Genomic DNA, 18,094 nt, shown 5'->3' on the forward strand with positions numbered 1-18,094 from the left:
CCAATTCTGGGCCGTATCCTTTTCGCCTGCATGACAATACTACGGACGCGCGGCGGGCGTCTCGCCGGATGCGGCACCATCCACGACCGCTGCCGCCGCCGGCGCCGCGCCGAAATCGCCCGCATAGACCTGCGACAGTCCGCGCGGGCTCACATATCTGCGGATCGCCGCGTTGACCGCCTCGGGCGTGGCCGCACGCAGGCGCGCTTCGAGTTCCTCGGTATAGGCCATGGTGCGGCCCAGATAGAGCTGGTTGGCCAGCGCACCAGCCAGCGCGCCGTCGCTGCTGCGGCTGACGATGCCCTGCTGCAGGATGCCGCTGACGGCTTCGGACAACTCTGCCTTGCTGACGCCTTCACGCACGAAGCGCTCGAGTTCGTCGGCCACGGCGCGCTGCACGCGTGCAAGGTTCTGCGGCGCATATTGCGCCTGCAGGCCGAAGCGGCCCGCGCGGTCGAGCGCCCCCACATTCACCCAGCTCGACGCGCCGTAGCTGAGTCCCTCCTTCTGCCGGAGCCGGTCAGCCAGGCGGCTGCGCAGCGAGCCGCCGCCGAATACGCGGTTGGCGATCAGCATCAGCGCGTAATCGGGTGCGTCGCTGGTCAGGTCGATCGGCTCGGCGGCGAGGTAGACCGCATTGGCCTTGCCCGGCGTGGCCAGCGTGAAGTCCGTGGGCGTGATCGGCACGAAAGGCCTGTCCACGCGCGCAAACGTCTGCTGTGCGCGCCAGTCGCCGAACAGCTCGCCGGCCTGGGTGACAGCCGCATCGGCATCGAAGTCGCCGACGAGGCTCAGCTGCGCGTTTTCCGTACCGTAGAAACGTGTGTGGAAATCGCGCACCTGCGCGAGTGTGGCGGCCTGGAGTGCGGCGATGCTTTCATCGAACGTTTGCGCGTGACGCGGATCGCCGATCGGGTACGGATCGCCATGGCGGCCGAGCGTGTCGGATGCCATCACGCCCGGTTGCCGCCGCACGCTTTCAATATCCGCAATGGTCGTGCTGCGCAGCGTTTCGAATTCCGCTTCGGGGAAGGTCGGCGCGCGCAGCAGGTCACGCAATAGCGCGAGCAGTGCGGGCAGTTGCTCGCGCCGGGTCTCGAAGCTCACCGCTACGCGCTCCGAGCCGCCGGAAATCGATACGCGCGCGCGCAAGGCCTCGATGCGATCGGAAATCTGCATGCGATCCATGTTGCCCGCGCCGCGCCTGAGCATCGATGCGGCAAGACTGCCGACGGTCGTCAGGCCCTGCAGGCTGTCCAGGTCGCCCATGCGAAGGATCAGCGTGCCATTGACCACGCCGCCGCGCGTGGGCTTGGGCAGCAGCGCGAGCTTCATGCCGTTGGCCAGCGTCTCGCGCCGCGTGTGCGCTTCGATATTGGCCGGGCTCGGATCGAACTCGGCGACCGCTGCCAGCGCCGGCTTGCCCTGATAGCCGCGTACGAGCTGCGCCACGTCCGGTGCCGTGGGGACTTGCGCGCGCTGCGGCTTGTCCTCGGGTACGAACAGCCCGACCGTGCGGTTCGACGCCTGGAAGTAGTTGAGTGCGGCGCGCTGCACATCTTCGAGCGTCACGGTCTCGATGCGGTCGCGCGCAATCAGGAACAGGCGCCAGTCGCCCTTGGCAATCGCTTCCGACAGCGCAATGCCGAGCGCGCCGGGATCGTTCATGTAGTGCTCGTACGCATTGCGCATGCGCACGCGCGCGCGTTCCAGTTCTTCCTGTGTCACCGGCGCATCGGCGAAGCCTTCGACCTGCGTGATGAGCGCCGCGCGCGCGGGCGACATCGCCTGGTCCTTCGCGGTTTCCGCCATGAAGAGCAAGGTGCCGGGATCCTTCATCGCGCTGAACGATGTGCCGACCGAGGTCGCCTTCTTCTGCTCCACCAGCGCCTTGTACAGCCGCCCGCCCGGCGTGTCGCCGAGGATGATCGTCAGCATCGCGAGCGCCGTGGTGTCCGGATGGGCGCCCGGGCTGACGTGGTACTGCGCGGCCACGAGTCCGCTGTCGCCGGGCCGCTTCACGACCAGTTCGCGTGCGCCTTCCTGCGGCGGCTCCACGGTGTGCTCGGGTGGCAGCACGCGCGTCGGACGTGCGATGGATCCGAAATAGCGCTCGATGCACGCAAGCGTCCACGCCGGATCGAACTTTCCGGCCACCACCAGCACCGCGTTATCGGGCTGGTAGTAGCGGCGGTAGAACGCGCGCAGGCTGTCGATGCTGACCTGCTCCACATCGCTGCGCGCGCCGATCGGTGCCTTGCCGTAGTTATGCCAGCGGTAGGACGCGGCCATCATCTGCTGGATCAGCATGCGGCCAGGGCTGTTCTCGCCCATCTCCATCTCGTTGCGCACGACCGTCATCTCGCTGTCGAGATCAGCGCGCGAGACGAAGCTGTTGACCATGCGGTCGGCCTCCATGCGCAGCGCCCAGTCGAGGTTGTCGTCGCTCGCGGTGAAGGTCTCGAAGTAGTTGGTACGGTCCTGCGCCGTGGTGCCGTTGGACGACATGCCGCGTTGCGCGAACTCGGTCGGGATGGTCTTGCCCGGCAGCGTCGGCGTGCCCTTGAACAGCAGGTGTTCGAGCAGATGCGCCATGCCGGTTTCGCCGTAGTTCTCGTGGCGGCTGCCGACCAGGTAGGTCATGTTGACCGTGGTGGTGGGCTTGGCCGCGTCCGGCGCCAGCACGATGCGCAGGCCGTTGGGGAGCCGGTATTCGGTGATGCCCTCGACCGAAGTGACCTGTACCGCGCTCGCGCTCGCCTGCGCCGTGCCGACCGGTGCGGCGGAAGCGCCGCCTGGCAGCCCGAGCCACAACAGGCCCGCCACGGCGAGCGAGCAGGTCAGCGGAAGCGGTTTGGCAGGACGCATGGAATCTCCAGGAAACATCGCAGGCTGGTGATTCTAGCCGTACTCGGTTCCGTTAACTGTGCCCCACGGCACGGTCGAAGGCCACAGGGGAATGTCCGAATCCAGCGCGTGCATGGGTGCCTGGCGCGGTAGCATGCATGCATGGAACTCGATCCCGACACCTGCTACAAGGCCGTGGCCTCGCACGACCGGCGCTTCGACGGCCGCTTCTTCGTCGGCGTGTCGTCCACGGGCATCTACTGCCGGCCCGTGTGCGCGGTGCGTACCCCGAAGCGCGAGAACTGCACGTTCTACGAAAGCGCCGCGGCGGCGGAGAAGCACGGCTTCCGTCCATGCCTGCGTTGCCGCCCGGAACTCGCGCCCGGCCATGGGCTGGCCGATATCTCGGGCCGCCTTGCGCAAGCCGCAGCAACGCTGATCGACGAAGGCTTCATGGCCGATGCCGGCGTGGCTGCGCTTGCCGGACGCATCGGCGTGACCGAACGCCATCTGCATCGCCTGTTCACCGCGCAGTTCGGTGTGTCGGTGCTCGAGTACGTGCAGACGCAGCGCCTGCTGCTGGCCAAGCGCTTGCTGACCGATACTGCGCTGCCCGTGACCGAAGTGGCACTGGCCGCCGGGTTTGGCAGCGTGCGGCGCTTCAACGACGTGCTGCGCACACGCTATGGCCTCACGCCCATGGCATTGCGCAAGCGCGCGTCGGACGGCGTGGCCGACCGGCTGGTGTTCGAACTCGGCTACCGGCCGCCGCTCGCATGGGAGGCGCTGCTGGGCTTTCTGGCGGTGCGCGCTGTCAACGGGATCGAACAGGTGCGCGATGGCGCGTATGCGCGCACGCTGTCGGTCGAGAGTGGCGGCACCATGCATCGCGGCTGGGTGCGCCTTGATCATGTGCCGGGGCGGCTCGTGCTGCGCGTGACACTGTCGGCGTCGCTCGCGCGCGTGATTCCGCAAGCGCTGGGCAAGGTGCGCCGGCTGTGCGATCTTGGCTGCCGGCCCGATATCGTCGACCGCCACCTGGGGGAGTTGGCCAGCGATGTACCGGGCATGCGGCTGCCGGGCAGCGTCGACGGATTCGAGATCGCCGTGCGCGCCGTGATTGGCCAGGTGATTTCCGTGGTGCAGGCGCGGCGCATCCTGGCGCGGCTCGCGCAGGCCGCGGGCGATGGCCTGCCGGCGCCCGCCATGCCGATCGACGGATGCGCGCCGCTACAGCACTGCTTTCCGTCTGCCGCTGCGCTGGCCGCGTTGCCGGACGTTGACATGGCCGCTGCGGGCGTGTCGCCGGGCAAGCTGCGTACGCTGCGCGCGCTGGCCCAACGCGTTGCCAGTGGCGAGCTGCCACTGGAGCCGCATATGCCGCCCGAGCAGACCGTGGCGGCGCTGTGCGAGATCGACGGAATCGGCGACTGGACCGCGCAATACGTCGCGATGCGCGCATTGGGCTGGCCCGATGCATTTCCGGGGACCGATTACGCGTTGCGCAAGGTGCTCGGTGTCAACACCGTACGGGCCATGCAGGCGCGCACCGCGCAGTGGGCGCCATGGCGCGCCTATGCGGCCATCCACTTGTGGCATCGCTATGAAGCGATGAAAACCCAGGGCGATGCCGCAGTGATACCTTTCCCGGACATGACTACTGCTAATTCCGATATCGAGGTGACGACATGATCAGCTACCGCCAGATCGACAGCCCGCTCGGCGCCATGCTGCTGCGGGTGCAGGACAGCTTCCTGACGGGCGTCTATTTCGAGGGGCAGAAGTACTATCCGGCCGCTGCATTGCCCGGTGTGGTGCCGGAACGCGCGGCTGGCATCTTCGACGAGACCGCCAGGCAGATTGCCGCGTACTTCGACGGCTCGCTCGAAGCTTTCTCGGTGCCGATGCGCCTCGTCGGCACGGACTTCCAGACGCGCGTGTGGGAGGCGCTGCGCGCGATCCCGTTCGGCGAGACGTTGTCCTATGGCGACCTCGCCGGGCAGCTCGGGCTGCCGCCCGGTCATGCGCGCGCGGTCGGCGGCGCGGTGGGGCGCAACCCCGTATCGGTGATTGTGCCGTGCCATCGCGTGCTTGGCGCGGCCGGCGACCTGACCGGCTACGCCGGCGGCACCGACCGCAAGCGCGCGCTGCTCCGGATCGAAGGCCACGCTGCCGCAGCGCGCCTGCCGATCCTGCAACAGTCCGCGCTCGCCTTCGCCTAGGCCCGGCGTGGCACGCCTGTTCATCGCCGTCGACACGCCGCCTGAGATAGCGGCGCGGCTGGTGAAGAGCGTGCCGACGGCCAGCGGCATCCGCGCTGCACCGACCGGTCAGGTGCACCTGACCTTGCGCTTTCTCGGGGAATGCGACGCGGAGCAGGCCGAGCATATCCGCGGCGCGCTCGACACCGTCCGTGCGGCGGACTTTACGTTGAACGTGGCTGGCGTCGGTCGCTTTCGCGGCCGGCAGGGCAACGTGCTGTGGGCAGGAATGGCGCCGACCCCTGAACTCGATGCGCTTTATGTGGCCGTCACCGCCGCGCTGCAGTCCGCCGGTATCGCGCCGGAGCCGCGGCAGTTTCGCCCGCACCTGACCCTTGCGCGCTGCCGTCCCACGGCGCCGGAAGTGCTGCAACGCGAATGGCTGGCCAATCACCGCGACATGGCCGTGCCGCCTTGGCACGCGCGGCGCTTTGTGCTGTACGAGAGCCGCCTCGATCGGCAGGGCGCGACACATGCTGCGATCGGGTCGTGGCCGCTCGTTGCACCGGACGATCCCCCAGCGACAGCGAGCGTACCCATTTCTGCGTGACGGAGAACTGACGAAATCCGCGCGCCGACAGCGCGAAAGCGGCGTGAACGCTACCCCCCGGAAGTCTGTGCTCAAGTTTTGCCACAGATTGCCGAAGCCCATCCCATGAGTCTTGCCGTCGAACGCAGCGTCCCCTTAATATGCGGCGCTCGGCCGCATGCCGATCCTGCCGCGCCGCCCCCCTGAATGTGAACGCGCGCGGTGCGCTGCCATCCTGATGTTGCGTGATTCCATGAGCCTCCAAGAATTTCCCGAATCCACCCAAGCCGGCGACGGCCAGCAAGACGATATCGATGAGGAGGCAGGCACTGCGCAGCCGGACGAGCGCTACCGGCTGACCCATACGTCGCAGATCGGCACAGTGTTGCGCGACCTGTCCTGGCAGAAGTGCCTGATCACCGTGCGCACGCGCACCGGCCATCAGTTCGTGACGTCGATCCTGCACATGGACCCGGTCAACCGGACCTTCATCTTCGACTGGTGCAATGCGGATGCCGAACGCCAGTCGCTGATGACGTCGGACGAGAACGCGTTTTCGGGCCTGCTGCGCGGCGTGCCGGTCAACTTCGTGGTCGGCCGTCCGGCGGCCACGCGCCACGACGACCGTCCGGCCTTTACCGCCGCGTTTCCGGAGAAGCTTTACCACTTCCAGCGCCGCCGGCATTTCCGCGCGCGCACGCTGGTGACCAAGGGCTACCGCTGTGAAGTCCGCAACCCGGACAACAGCGTGCTGTCGCTCGATATTGCCGACCTGTCGCTGTCCGGCGTGGGCCTGCGTTCGAAGACGGTGGGCGAAGACCGCTTGCCCGTGGGCACGACGGTGAGCCGCTGCCGCCTGGATTTCCGCGAGCTGGGCAAGCTCGACATTGATCTCCAGATCGTTGGCCACTGGCTGGTGGGCAACGACGGGAGCGCGATCCATCACTATGGCTGCGCCTTCGTGAACCCCGACGGCCGCGTGGAGAATTTCCTGCAGCGCCTGGTGTTTGCGCTGGAGCTCGCGCACCGCGGCTGAGGCCGCAAGCAGCCTCAGCGAACCGCGGCGCGGTCAGGACGGGATCAGGACGTGATCAGGCGGCCAATGGCCGCCGCGGCTTCGCGCATCGGCGGCAGCAGGCGCGACACCATTTCCGCTTCCGTCACCTTGGCCGCGCGCACGCTCACGCTGATGCCGGCCAGTACGATGCCCGCGGCCGAACGCACTGGCACCGCCATGGCACGCAGGCCCGGTTCGAGCTCTTCATCGACGATCACGTAGTCCAGTTCGCGGGCCCGCTCGAAGCACGCTTCCAGCTCCTGGCGCGATACCTTGGTTTGCAGCGTGCGCGGGCGCAGGTCGGCATGCTCGAAGAAGCCGTCGAGCACCGACGCCGGCTGGTGCGCCAGCAGCAGGCGCCCGTTCGACGTGCAGTAGGCCGGCAGCCGGCTGCCCATGCCGAGCGAGTAATTGACCACGCGCTGCACTTCCGAACGCACCAAGTAGAGGATGTCGGTGCCGTCCAGGATGGCCAGCGTGCAGGTCTCGTGGATGCGCGCGCTCAGGTTGTCCAGGATCGGCTGCGATAGCGAAACCATCGACGTCGACGAGAAATACGCATGCCCGAGGTGCAGCACGCGCGGGCGCAGCGCGAACTGCCCGTCCTGCTGGCTGACGTAGCCGAGCTGCTCCAGCGTGTACAGGCAGCGGCGCACCGACGCGCGCGACAACTGCGTGCGCTGCGCCACCTGCGAGATCGTCAGCGGACGCTTGCGCTCCGAAAACGCCTCCAGCACGGTCAGGCCGCGTGCGAGCGACAGCATGAAGTTCGGATCGCCGGAGAAACTGCTGAGCAGATCAGACTGGGGATAGGCAACGCGGACGGTATCGGCCTGGGCCTGGCCAATACCAAGGGGGCGGGTGGTCTCCATCTTTGATTTGCTTTGTTCGATAATCGCGCAATCTTAAACGGAGTCGGCGCCGCGGGCCAGTGGTTTCGCAGGAATGGGGCAAGGACGCCCTGTATACCCGGTGTTTCAGCGCCGAAAGCGCGACTCTGCCAGCTGGAGGTAAGGCGGCATTCTCGGCAGTCCGCTCAGGAGTCCGATCATCCGACCTGTTCGCGCAGCAGCGCGGCCATACGTTGCGCCAGCGGCGACAGGTAGGCGCCCGCGCGCGTCACCACGCCGATGCGCCGCCGCAGGTCAAGTGCTTCCAGCCCCACGTCAAGCGGCTTCAGGCCGGGCAGCCCGGCTTCGGCGTGGCCGCTCGATACGCTCAGCATGGGCGTGCCGCGGACCAGCGCGAACAGCGAGGCGGTGCCGAAGTCCACTTCCACACGCATCGCCGGGGGCGGCAGCCCTTGCCGGCGGAAGGCCTCGTCGACCTGCTGGCGCAGCACGATATGCCCCTCCGGCAGCAGCCACTCCTGGCCGCACAGGTCGGCCAGGCTCAGGTTGCGCCGCTGCTGCAGCGGATGGGTTTCATCGGCCACCACCACCAGGCGGTCGTCGAACAGCTCTTCAATGGCCAGGATGTCGGTGGCCTGCCGCGGCACCGGTGCCACGGCGATGTCCAGTTCGCCGGCCGCGAGCAGGTCCATCAAGTCGCGCGCCAAGCGGCGGCGCAACTTCAGGCGGGCCACCGGGCGCTCCCTCAGCAACTGACGGCAGGCGTCCAGCACGATCGCGTTGGGCAGCGACGGCGAGTATCCCAGCCGCAGCACGCCCAGTTCGCCGGTGCGGATGCCCTGCATCTCCTTCAGCGCATCCTCGTATTCGAGCTGGATGCGGCGCGCGCGCTCGATAAAGTGCCGGCCCGCGTGCGTGGTACTCATGCCGTTGGCGGTGCGCTCGAACAGCGGCAGGCCCACCTGCGCCTCGACGCGCTGCACTGCCTTGGTCAGCGCCGGCTGGGTAATGCCCAGCGACTCGGCGGCGCGGCCGATGCCGCCGCACCGCTCCACGGCCAGGATGTATTCGATATCCCGTGTCTCCATGCCTGCATTCCCGTTGGTTATGACTTTATAGCCAAGCCTGCATTGTGGTGATGGCGCTCATCTTACAGACTTCATCCAGACATACAGCATGGAGACGCCGATGGGCTTTGCATATTTCCTGCGCCGCGCCGCGCGCTACTGGGGCGACCTGCCGGCCGTCCTCTACCGCGACCAGGTCCTGACCTACCGCGAACTCGACGAACGCTCGACGCGGCTGGCCAACGCGCTGCTCGCGATGGGCCTGCGCCAGGGCGACCGCGTGGCGGTGCAGTCGCGCAACCGGCCGGAACTGGTGGAAATCGAATGCGCGCTGTACAAGGCCGGCCTGGTGAAGGCGGCACTCAACCCGCGCTTTACGGCCGCCGAGGCGTCCGACGTGGTGGAAAACTGCCAGCCGCGCGTGCTGATCGCCGGGCCGGGCTACACCGGCTATTCGCCCGCCACGCGCGGCTTCGGCTCGGTGGAAACGTTCGTCGCCATCGGCAAGGATGCGGCCGGCTACGCCGCCTATGAGGCGCTGCTGGCCCAGGGCGGCACCGAGTTGCCCGAGATCACCCCGGCACCCGGCGATCTTGCCGTGCTGCATTTCTCGTCCGGCTCGACCGGCAAGATCAAGGCCGCCATGCAGAGCTACGGCAACCGCCTGGCGGCGCTGCGCAAGATGCTGATGGGCATGGACAGCCCGCCGCGGCCCGGCGACCGCCTGGCGCTGATCGGGCCGGTCACGCACGCGTCCGGCATGTTGATGCAGCCTTACCTGTATTGCGGCGCCACGCTGGTGCTGTTCGAGAAATTCGAGCCGGCGGATTTCCTGGCCGAGGTCGCGCGCCTGCGCATCACGCACGTGTTCATGGTTCCGGCCATGATCAACATGCTGCTGGCCGAGCCCACGCTGGCCAGTGCGGACCTGCGCAGCCTGCGGACGCTCGCCTATGGCGCCGCGCCGATGGCACCGGCGCGCATCCGCGAAGCGTGGGAGCGCATCGGTCCCATCCTGTCGCAGGGCTACGGCGCGAGCGAGTCAACCTCGGGCGTCACGCGCCTGTCCACGGCCGACCATGCGCAGGCCATCGCGTCGTGCCCGGAGCGGCTGGCCTCATGCGGCCGCGCGCTCGGCGAGACCGAGGTGCGCGTGGTCGACGATCAGGGCCGCGAGGTGGCCGTCGGCGAGATCGGCGAACTGGTGATCCGCGGCGAGGACGTGTTCCAGGGCTACTGGGGCGAGCCCGCGCTGACGCAGGAAGTGCTCGTCGATGGCTGGCTGCGTACCGGCGACATGGCGCGCGTCGACGCGCAGGGCTACCTGTACCTGGTGGACCGCAAGAAAGACATGATCATTTCCGGCGGCTTCAACGTCTACCCGACCGAGGTCGAAGCCACGCTGTACCAGCACCCCGACGTGCTGGAGGCCTGCGTGATCAGCGTGCCCGACGAGACCTGGGGTGAGAGCGTCAAGGCCGTGGTCACGCTGCGCCCGGGCCGGCAGGCCAGCGCCCAGTCGCTGATCGCGCATTGCCGCGAACGGATTGCCGACTACAAGTCGCCGCGCTCGGTGGACTTCGTCGACGAACTGCCCAAGAACGCCAGCGGCAAGCTGGCCCGCAAGCTGGTGCGCGAGCCGTACTGGCAGGGCGCGTCGCGCCGCGTGAACTGAGAAAGCCCTAGGACGCTGAGGAAGCCACCATGTTCGAATACCTGACCAACCCGCTGCTGACCGAGACGCGCGCCGCTGTCCGGCGCTTTATCGACGAAGAACTGCTCCCGCTCGAGCGCGAACTCGGCCTGGGCTCGGAAGACCCGTGGCCGGTCGACACCCTGCGCCACGTGTGGCGCCGCTCCAGCGAGCTCGGCCTCTATGCCGCTTGCCTACCGGTGGCGCTGGGCGGCAAGGGCCTCAACATTGCCGAGCAATGCGCGCTCAAGGCAGACCTTGCCGCGAGCGGCTGCGTGCTGGCGCCGCACGTGCTGGGCGACCTGGGCGGGCCGCCGCGCGTGGGCAATATGCTCAGGTACGCGACGCCGGAACAGCTCGACCGCTACTTCCTGCCCGTGATCCGCGGCGAGAAGTCGACCTGCTTCGCGCTCACCGAAACGCATTCGGGCTCCGACGCCCAGAGCATCGCGACCACCGCCGTGGCCGATGGCGACACACTCGTCATCAACGGCAGCAAGCACTACATCAGCGGCGCGCCGTTCGCGAGCTTCGCCATCGTCATGTGCGTCACCGACGCAAGCGTGTCACCGCCCGCGATCAGCGCCGTGCTGGTGGACCTGGACCTGCCGGGCGTGACGGTCACGCAGGCCTACGTGCCGATGTCGGGCCAGCATATCGATGCCGACATCGCCTTCGACAACGTGCGCGTGCCGCGCGCCAACATCCTCGGCGGCGAGGGCAACGGCTTCAAGCTGGGCATGTCGCGCATCAACGTGAACCGGCTGCTGCATTGCCCGTCCATGCTCGGGCTGGCCACCAGCGCGTATCGCTCGTCGCTGGAATACGCGGGCAGGCGGCGCCAGTTCGGCGGCCCGATCGCGCGCTTCCAGGCCATCCAGCACATGCTGGCGGACATGGCGGCGGCGCTGTGGGCCTGCGAGAGCATGATCGCGCAGACCGCCGCGCTGGCCGATGCCGGTGCGGACCTGCGCATGAAGGCCGCGGCATGCAAGCTGTTTGTCTCGGAGCGCTGCTTTGAGGTCGCCGACAAGGCCGTGCAGATCCACGGCAACGTGGGCGTCACGCGCGGCCATCCGGTCGAGCAGGCGTTCCGCAAGCTGCGCATGTTCCGCGTGTTCACGGGTACCAGCGAGATCCAGCGCAATACCATCGCCAAGGCGATCCTCGAACCCGCGACGAAGTAGCCGCCTGCCCACGGCACGGCATCGACATACCCAGACACAAGGCGGCGCAGGACACTGCCCGCCAGCCACGGAGACAACCATGAACCGCCGACAATGGCTTGCCACCACAGGCGCCGCCGCGGTCAGCGCAATGCTGGCCCCGGCGCGCGCTGCCGCCCCCGCATCCACCGCTGCCTATCCGACCCGGCCGATCCGGCTGATCGTTCCGTTCATCGCCGGCAGCTCGCCCGACAACTCGGCGCGGATGCTTTCGTCGGAACTGGGCGCCCGGCTCGGACAGCCGCTGATCGTGGAGAACATGCCCGGCGCGGGCGGCATCATCGGTGCCGGCGCGCTCAAGCGTGCGGCGCCAGACGGCTACACGCTGGGCATGCTGGCCAATACGCACGTGATCAACGTGCACATGTACCGCAATGCGCCGTACGACGCGGCACGCGACTTCACGCCGATTGCCGCGATCTCGGGCGGCCCCACCGCACTGGTGGTGCCGGCCGATTCCCCATACCGCACTGCCGGCGAACTGATCCAGGCGATGAAGAAGGCGCCGGGCAAGCTCAACTACGGCTCCGGCGGCAAGGGCAGCATCGCCCATCTGGCGGTCGAAGCGCTGCTGCACCAGACCGGCTGCGAAGCCGTCCACATTCCGTACAAGGGCGCGCCGGAAATCGTGTCTGCCATGCTGAGCCACCAGACCCAGTTCGGCATGCCGGTGCTCGCGACGGCCACGCAGTACGTGCGCAACGGACAGGTGCGGGCGCTGGCGGTGTCGTCGTCATCGCGCTCGCCGTACTTTCCCGACGTGCCGACGCTTGCCGAGGTCCTGCCGCCGGGGTTTGTGATCGACAACTGGGGCGGCCTGTTCGCGCCCGCGAACTTCCCGCCGGCGCTGACCCAGCGGCTGTTTGCCGCCGTCACTGAAGTGCAGGCGAGCGGCCGCCTGGACGCGCAGATCAAGGCCAATGCCGGCGAAATGCGGCGCAGTGCCTCGCCGGCCCAGTTCCGCGACATGGTCGCCGCCGATAGCGCACGCTACGGCGCGCTGATGCGTTCGATCGGCATGCTTGCCGATGTCGGTTGAACTTTACGGAGCGTTGCGATGAAACCAGAGTGGTCCTGCCTCAGGGACGTGAAGATCATCGACGTCAGCCAGTTGCTGCCCGGCCCGCATGCCACCAGCCTGCTGATGCAGCTTGGCGCGGACGTGATCAAGGTGGAGCAGCCCGGCACGGGCGACACCTCGCGCCAGCTCGGCAAGGCGGTGTTTGCGCAGTTCAACCGCGGCAAGCAGTCCGTGGCGCTCGACCTGAAGTCGGCGCAGGGTCGCGAGGCTTTCCTTGCGCTGGTGCGCGATGCGGATGCGGTGGTGGAGGGTTTCCGCCCGGGCGTGATGCGGCGGCTTGGACTCGACTACGAGGCGCTGGCCGCGGTCAACCCGGCCATCGTGCTGTGCTCGGTCTCCGGCTTCGGGCAGGAAGGTCCGTACGCGGACCATGCCGGCCATGACCTCAATTACCTGGCGCTCGCCGGCTACTGGTCGGTGCCGGTGCAGGTGCACGACAAGGTGTCGCGGCCGCGTGCGCGCATCTCGGACTATGCGGCGTCGGGCTATGCGGCGCTGTCGCTGGCAGTGGCGATCATGAGCGCGCGCCAGAACGGCCGCGGCCAGCATCTCGACGTAGCGATCCACGATGCGATCCTGTCATGGACCGCGCACGGCGCATGGGGCGCGCGTGGCTACGAAGAGAGGCCTGCCGATGCGCCGATGGTGATGCCGGACAACGACCTGTTTGAGACGCGCGATGGCCGCCACCTGGCGCTTGGCATCCTGGAAAACAAGTTCTGGGGAAACCTCTGTGAAGCGCTCGGCGAGACCTTCCCCGCATTGCGCGATCCGCGCTTTGCGCAACGGCCGGGTCGGCAGCAGCACAAGGCCGAAGTGCATGGTCTGTTGCAGGAGATCTTTCGCACGCGCACGCTGGCCGCGTGGTCGGACACATTCGCCGCCGTGGATGTGCCGTTCTCGCCCGCGCTTGGGGCACGCGAACTGTTCGATGATCCGCACGTTCAGGCGCGCGGGACAGTTCGTCATCTGCATGATGAGGATGCGATCACGCTGCGGTTTCCGGTGAAGTTCTCGTTGGGGCTGCCGGATAGTGATGACACGGTGCCGCCGCTGGGTGGAGCGTGCGGTTGAGGGTCGCGTGAGCAAGGGAAGCGCTTGCATGTCCCTCCGGCATCACAGTCGGTCTCCATCGGCCGGAGCGTGAGGCACTCTGGTCAGCATGGCCGTGGGGAGTTTCCCCAATGTTGCTGGTGTGTGAACCGGGAATAATTGTGGTGCCGTTCCTCGCTACCGGCCAGCCGCGCTGTGGCGTGACGGTGGTCTGCTTCTTGCCTGAGGAAGGCGTCACAATGCCTGCGACACCGCGACAGACGGTCAGCGCAGGCGAGATCCATACGCCCCCTCGCAAGCCATGAGTGCCACCTGTGTTTTTCCATCGGAACTGAATTCCTCGCATGCCGCCCTGCAGGGGTGGAATCGCGAACTGGACCGGGTGCAGGACTTCGACCAGGTTACCGAAATGGTCGGTCGTGCCTTCAAGCCCCATGCAATGCAATTGCGCGACCCGGCGCGCACGCTTGAGACGCGCCTGTATTCGACGCGCGTCGGGCGCCTGTCGATGTTCTTCCTCGAGTACGGCGCCGAGGTCAAGGTCGAGCCCGATTGCTTCGAAGGCTTCGTGCTGGTGGAAATCCCGCTGCGCGGCGGCGGGCAGTACCGCTGCGGAGGCGAGACGCTCGACGGAGACACCGCGCATGCCGCGGTGATGTCGCCGGACAAGCCCGTGCACCTGAATCTGGCGCCGACGCTGTCGCAGCTCATTGTGCGCATCGACCAGGGCATGATCGACCGCTCATGCGCGGCGCACCTCGGCTATCAGCCAAAGGAAGCCGTCAGTTTCGATCTTGGTCTCGACCTCTCGGGCCATGCGGGACGCGCGTTGACGAGCACGCTGCGGCATGTGCTGGACGGCGGCGCGGGGTTTTCGCCGTTGCTGGACAACCCGATCTATTGCGCGCATATCGAGCAGATGCTGATCGACACGCTGCTGTACGCGCACTCACACAATCTCTCGCACCGCTTCGAGATCTCGCGCACGCGTCCGGCGGTCGCGCCGGCCTATGTCCGCCGTGCGGTGGAATACCTTGAGGCGCATGCGGCCGATGCGGTGACGATGGATGCGCTTGCGGCGGCGGTGGGCGTGAGCAGTCGTGCGCTGTTCACGGCCTTTCGCGAGACCTATGACCAGACGCCGATGGGGTACCTGCGGGAACTGCGGCTGCAGCGTGTGGGGCAGGCGCTATTGTCGGGCGACCCGGCGTCGGCGAATCTGACGCAGCTGGCGTTGCAGTGGGGGTTTTTTCATTACGGGCGGTTTGCGCAGTATTACGGGGAACGGTTTGGGGAGAGGCCGCAGGAGACGGTTAGAAGGGCGAGGGGGTAAGGGAGGATGGGCTTCTGGATTGCGCTGGGGTGTCGTTCTTGGCAGGCGCTGCTGTTTCGCCGGCGTAGCCGGCGACCTACTTCTTGTCCAAGCGACAAGAAGTAGGCAAGAAACGCGTCGCTAGCCGCTGGCATCAATTCCGCGGCGGCAGTGGTTCAAACGGCTTTGGACGCCTGCCACGGTGGCCAGTCGTTCGAACCTGCTACGCGCAGTGAGTCAGGGACCGCGGCTGGCGAAACCCATTTTTGGACGACCCCCGACCACGCATTGGTACAGCGTTATTGGTTGGGACGCCGTCGGCTGCGCTGCGCGCACGTCGTAGTCGGTCGGCAACCGACATCAACTTCGCTGGCCTTCGAGATCTTCAAGTCTTCGCGCATGGCACATGCGCGCGGGGCGTCGTCGCCGAGGCGCGGTTCGCCTGCGGCCCGCGCGCTCAGACTAGGACTCTGCGCGCAGCGCAGCCGAAGGCGATTGCACGATATCGCTAGCAGCAGGGGCCACGGGCAGTTTCGGGGCTCGTTCAATCAGCGCTGTAATTCCCCTCACGGTGGTGCCCCACGCGGCAGGCAGCCAGAAAAACTCTGAAGCCCATACCCGTACAACACCCTCAGCACACTACGATCAATATTCGCCCGTTAGGGCCGCCTGACGCGCTTTTGCCTACTTTTTCCGCTCGGGCAAAAGTAGGTCGCCGGCTATGCCGGCGAAACAGCAGCGCATGCCAAGCACGACAACCCCGCCCCCGACCTTTACGTCAAACGTGCACCTCATCTCCCACCTTGCACGCGGCGCCCTGCGGCACGAACCCGATCGTCCCACTCGGCACATGATTCGCCGCACGGAAAATCTGCTCCGACACCCACGCATTCCCCATCGCCCCACGAATCGTCGCGGTACGCACGGCATCCGGCAGGAACGCCACCTCCCCATACAACGTCGACCACTTCTGACAGTGGTCCACCAGCGGACGCTCGCGCGCTTCCCACGCCTCCAGCGCGGCCGGAATCTGCTCGGCATGCTGCACGCCTTCGAGCGCAACGCCCAGCGCGAGACCATTCTGCATCGCCATGCCGCCACCCTGGCCAAGGTTGGGCGGCTGCGCATGCGCGGCGTCGCCCAGGATCACCGTGCGTCCTGCCGACCATGCACTGCACTTGATGATGCTGTACACGCCCCAGCTCACTTCATTGCCGATGCGTTCGATCAGATGCCGCCATTGCGGGAAGGCCGCGCTCCAGAGCGCCTTGTCGATGTTGGTGTCGCGCGCGGCGCGGTCGCTCTCGGTGCAGGTCAGCGCGAGGTAGATCTGCTGCGCGTTGATCGGCGTGATGAGCAAGCGCCGCGTGCCGTTCCAGTTCTCGATGTACTTGCCGGCATCCGCTTCGGGAATGTCGCCGGGTCGGCTGTCGATCACCGTGCGCAGCGCGCCTTCTTCGGTCTGCTGGTGATACATCTCCAGCCCCAACGCCTCTCGCACGCGCGACCAGATGCCATCTACGCCGACAGCCAGGTCGGCGCGGGCGATGTCGCCGTTCGCGAAACGCAGTTCGCCGCGCGGCGTGGCGCCAATGATCTCGGCGGAAGTGACCACCTTGACGCCGGCGCGCAGGCTCGCGTCGCGCAGGGCATCGAGCAGCTGGCTGCGCTTGACGGTGATCAGGCGCTTGCCGGCGGCGATGGGCGCTGACTCGATAATGCCGCCAAGGTTGTCGCGCTGCTCGAAGCAGCGGCCGTGGAAGGCATCGCGCACGGCGTCTTCGCAGGCGCCCAGCGCTTCCAGTACGCGCAGGCCGTTTTCCCAGATATAGATGCCCGAGCCGGCCGCGCGCAGTGCGGGCTGACGTTCGTAGACGGTCACGTCCCAGCCGCGCTGGGCCAGTGCCGCGGCGGTGGCGAGGCCGCCCAGTCCGCCTCCGGCGATGATCGCTGACAGTGCCTTGTTCATGGTTGTTCCTCCAGTGTTCGGTATGGGTGCGCTCAGGGCGGCTCACGCCAGCCAGGCAGCGTCAGGATCCGCGGGCAAAGGCGCCGGCGTGGCGGCGCGCCGGACGTACCACTCGCTGTACTGGCCGTCGGGATCGCGCAGGAACAACGCGTGCTTCCAAGGCACATCGACCACCCGCTCGGGCGTGATGCCGCGGGCACGCAGTGCTGCGAGCGCCGCGTCCAGCGCGGCTTCATCATCCAGTTCGAATGCGGCATGGTGATATTGCGCCTGGTCGCCCGCGACGAGCACCAAATTGTACGGATACGCCGCGACGCTGGCGCCGAGATAGGCGATGCCCGCCGCACGATGCACGACCTGCAGGCCGCCGATGCGCGTGTAGAAGTCGAGCATGGCGTCGAAGCGCGGCGTCTTCAGCACGGCATGGGTGATGCGGCGCGGCTGCACGCTGGCGCCATCCACGCGGCGCAGCACGGGGGCGTCATCGTAGAGGCCGACCGTGGACGGCTCGGCCGCGTCCGGGTCCCACGTGCTCGTGAGCAGTTCCATTTCGCCCGACAGTACGGAGCGCCAGTCCTTCACGGTATCGCAGTAGAACTCGTTGTAGTTGTGATCGGGATCGAACAGGTAGACGCTGTGCGCCACCTGATGGTCGACCGTCAGGTCCAGCGGCACGCAGGCAGCGTTCAGGCGGCGCCACGCCTGCACGAGCGCGGCTTCGTTCTCGAGCTCCCATGCGAGATGGTTCAGGCCGGGCTTCAGGCCGATGGTGCCCGGCAGCTGCAGCAGGCCATTACGGCCGTAGCGGTCCACGCCGCCGGTCGTCTTCATCATGCCCAGATCGTGCGGGGTATGGCCGGTGCCGAGGAACGTGGCTTGCAGGTCCGGCTCCCAGAACTCCACTTTCAGTCCGCACACATCGCGATAGAAGGTCTCGGACACGCCAAGGTTGTCCACCCACAGGTTGACGTGGCCGAGGCGGCGCGGGGCGAAGAAAGTGCCGGGCCTGGCCGGCGCGGGGGACGACATCGACGTCATTGTCTTTGGCTCCTTTCTGAAGTGCCTGGATGAGGAATGTCCTGCCGGGCCCGCACGGCGAACCGATGGCGGCAGGTGCGAGGCCATCTTATCGACGCTCTGCACTGTCG

At 67.3% G+C, this 18,094-nt stretch carries 14 protein-coding genes; 9 read left to right on the plus strand and 5 right to left on the minus strand.

Annotated features, from left to right (window positions below; translation table 11 throughout):
- Positions 1 to 39: 39 nt before the first annotated feature.
- Positions 40 to 2,868 (minus strand): M16 family metallopeptidase, encoded by a 2,829-nt coding sequence (locus KHO41_RS26970; RefSeq protein ID WP_211956307.1) that lies wholly within the window; start codon positions 2,866 to 2,868, stop codon positions 40 to 42.
- Positions 2,869 to 3,009: 141 nt separating this feature from the next.
- Here KHO41_RS26970 and KHO41_RS26975 point away from each other — a divergent pair, with 141 nt between their 5' ends.
- The 4 genes from KHO41_RS26975 (at position 3,010) to KHO41_RS26990 (ending at position 6,673) form a co-directional block, all read left to right on the plus strand.
- The gene (locus KHO41_RS26975) at positions 3,010 to 4,539 is read left to right on the plus strand and encodes a DNA-3-methyladenine glycosylase 2 family protein (RefSeq protein WP_211956308.1); all 1,530 of its coding nucleotides are present in this window, start codon (positions 3,010 to 3,012) and stop codon (positions 4,537 to 4,539) included.
- Positions 4,536 to 5,069: a methylated-DNA--[protein]-cysteine S-methyltransferase gene (locus KHO41_RS26980; RefSeq protein WP_211956309.1), complete on the plus strand. Its 534-nt coding sequence runs from the start codon at positions 4,536 to 4,538 to the stop codon at positions 5,067 to 5,069. Before KHO41_RS26975 ends, KHO41_RS26980 begins: the two co-directional genes overlap by 4 nt.
- Positions 5,070 to 5,076: 7 nt before the next feature.
- Positions 5,077 to 5,658: an RNA 2',3'-cyclic phosphodiesterase gene (gene thpR, locus KHO41_RS26985; protein WP_211956310.1), complete on the plus strand. Its 582-nt coding sequence runs from the start codon at positions 5,077 to 5,079 to the stop codon at positions 5,656 to 5,658.
- Between the two features lie 232 nt (positions 5,659 to 5,890).
- Positions 5,891 to 6,673, plus strand: a complete 783-nt coding sequence (locus KHO41_RS26990; RefSeq protein WP_211956311.1) for a flagellar brake protein — start codon at positions 5,891 to 5,893, stop codon at positions 6,671 to 6,673.
- 44 nt (positions 6,674 to 6,717) lie between these two features.
- On the opposite strand, the gene KHO41_RS26995 is transcribed toward KHO41_RS26990, so the two are convergent.
- Both KHO41_RS26995 and KHO41_RS27000 read right to left on the minus strand, forming a co-directional pair.
- Positions 6,718 to 7,566, minus strand: coding sequence for an IclR family transcriptional regulator domain-containing protein (locus tag KHO41_RS26995; protein ID WP_211956312.1), 849 nt, complete (start codon positions 7,564 to 7,566; stop codon positions 6,718 to 6,720).
- A gap of 176 nt (positions 7,567 to 7,742) precedes the next feature.
- A complete protein-coding gene (locus KHO41_RS27000; RefSeq protein ID WP_211956313.1) occupies positions 7,743 to 8,633 on the minus strand; it encodes a LysR family transcriptional regulator in 891 nt (296 codons plus the stop codon).
- A gap of 100 nt (positions 8,634 to 8,733) precedes the next feature.
- Between KHO41_RS27000 and KHO41_RS27005 the strand changes: the two genes are divergently transcribed.
- The 5 genes from KHO41_RS27005 (at position 8,734) to KHO41_RS27025 (ending at position 14,998) form a co-directional block, all read left to right on the plus strand.
- Complete coding sequence (locus KHO41_RS27005) at positions 8,734 to 10,287, plus strand: acyl-CoA synthetase (RefSeq protein WP_211956314.1); 1,554 nt, start codon at positions 8,734 to 8,736, stop codon at positions 10,285 to 10,287.
- Positions 10,288 to 10,316: 29 nt separating this feature from the next.
- Complete coding sequence (locus KHO41_RS27010; protein ID WP_211956315.1) at positions 10,317 to 11,492, plus strand: acyl-CoA dehydrogenase family protein; 1,176 nt, start codon at positions 10,317 to 10,319, stop codon at positions 11,490 to 11,492.
- A gap of 79 nt (positions 11,493 to 11,571) precedes the next feature.
- Positions 11,572 to 12,570 carry a tripartite tricarboxylate transporter substrate-binding protein gene (locus KHO41_RS27015; RefSeq protein ID WP_211956316.1) on the plus strand — a complete coding sequence of 333 codons (999 nt, stop codon included), beginning with the start codon at positions 11,572 to 11,574 and terminating at the stop codon, positions 12,568 to 12,570.
- Positions 12,571 to 12,588: 18 nt separating this feature from the next.
- Positions 12,589 to 13,686: a CaiB/BaiF CoA transferase family protein gene (locus KHO41_RS27020; protein ID WP_211956317.1), complete on the plus strand. Its 1,098-nt coding sequence runs from the start codon at positions 12,589 to 12,591 to the stop codon at positions 13,684 to 13,686.
- Positions 13,687 to 13,966: 280 nt separating this feature from the next.
- Entirely contained in the window at positions 13,967 to 14,998 is a 1,032-nt protein-coding gene (locus KHO41_RS27025; protein WP_211956318.1) for an AraC family transcriptional regulator, read from the plus strand.
- A gap of 757 nt (positions 14,999 to 15,755) precedes the next feature.
- Here KHO41_RS27025 and KHO41_RS27030 read toward each other — a convergent pair.
- Positions 15,756 to 16,946 (minus strand): FAD-dependent oxidoreductase, encoded by a 1,191-nt coding sequence (locus KHO41_RS27030; RefSeq protein ID WP_244874045.1) that lies wholly within the window; start codon positions 16,944 to 16,946, stop codon positions 15,756 to 15,758.
- A gap of 42 nt (positions 16,947 to 16,988) precedes the next feature.
- Entirely contained in the window at positions 16,989 to 17,984 is a 996-nt protein-coding gene (locus KHO41_RS27035; RefSeq protein WP_244874046.1) for a VOC family protein, read from the minus strand.
- Positions 17,985 to 18,094 lie beyond the last annotated feature (110 nt).

The sequence above is a fragment of the Cupriavidus numazuensis genome (assembly GCF_905397435.1).
Classification (GTDB): Bacteria; Pseudomonadota; Gammaproteobacteria; order Burkholderiales; family Burkholderiaceae; genus Cupriavidus; species Cupriavidus numazuensis.

Excerpts from the sequence above, each read along its gene's own strand:
- KHO41_RS26970 (WP_211956307.1), bottom strand. The coding sequence starts at position 2,868 with ATGCGTCCTGCCAAACCGCTTCCGCTGACCTGCTCGCTCGCCGTGGCG.
- KHO41_RS26975 (WP_211956308.1), top strand. The coding sequence starts at position 3,010 with ATGGAACTCGATCCCGACACCTGCTACAAGGCCGTGGCCTCGCACGAC.
- KHO41_RS26980 (WP_211956309.1), top strand. The coding sequence starts at position 4,536 with ATGATCAGCTACCGCCAGATCGACAGCCCGCTCGGCGCCATGCTGCTG.
- KHO41_RS26990 (WP_211956311.1), top strand. The coding sequence starts at position 5,891 with ATGAGCCTCCAAGAATTTCCCGAATCCACCCAAGCCGGCGACGGCCAG.
- KHO41_RS26995 (WP_211956312.1), bottom strand. The coding sequence starts at position 7,566 with ATGGAGACCACCCGCCCCCTTGGTATTGGCCAGGCCCAGGCCGATACC.
- KHO41_RS27000 (WP_211956313.1), bottom strand. The coding sequence starts at position 8,633 with ATGGAGACACGGGATATCGAATACATCCTGGCCGTGGAGCGGTGCGGC.
- KHO41_RS27005 (WP_211956314.1), top strand. The coding sequence starts at position 8,734 with ATGGGCTTTGCATATTTCCTGCGCCGCGCCGCGCGCTACTGGGGCGAC.
- KHO41_RS27010 (WP_211956315.1), top strand. The coding sequence starts at position 10,317 with ATGTTCGAATACCTGACCAACCCGCTGCTGACCGAGACGCGCGCCGCT.
- KHO41_RS27015 (WP_211956316.1), top strand. The coding sequence starts at position 11,572 with ATGAACCGCCGACAATGGCTTGCCACCACAGGCGCCGCCGCGGTCAGC.
- KHO41_RS27020 (WP_211956317.1), top strand. The coding sequence starts at position 12,589 with ATGAAACCAGAGTGGTCCTGCCTCAGGGACGTGAAGATCATCGACGTC.
- KHO41_RS27025 (WP_211956318.1), top strand. The coding sequence starts at position 13,967 with ATGAGTGCCACCTGTGTTTTTCCATCGGAACTGAATTCCTCGCATGCC.
- KHO41_RS27030 (WP_244874045.1), bottom strand. The coding sequence starts at position 16,946 with ATGAACAAGGCACTGTCAGCGATCATCGCCGGAGGCGGACTGGGCGGC.
- KHO41_RS27035 (WP_244874046.1), bottom strand. The coding sequence starts at position 17,984 with ATGACGTCGATGTCGTCCCCCGCGCCGGCCAGGCCCGGCACTTTCTTC.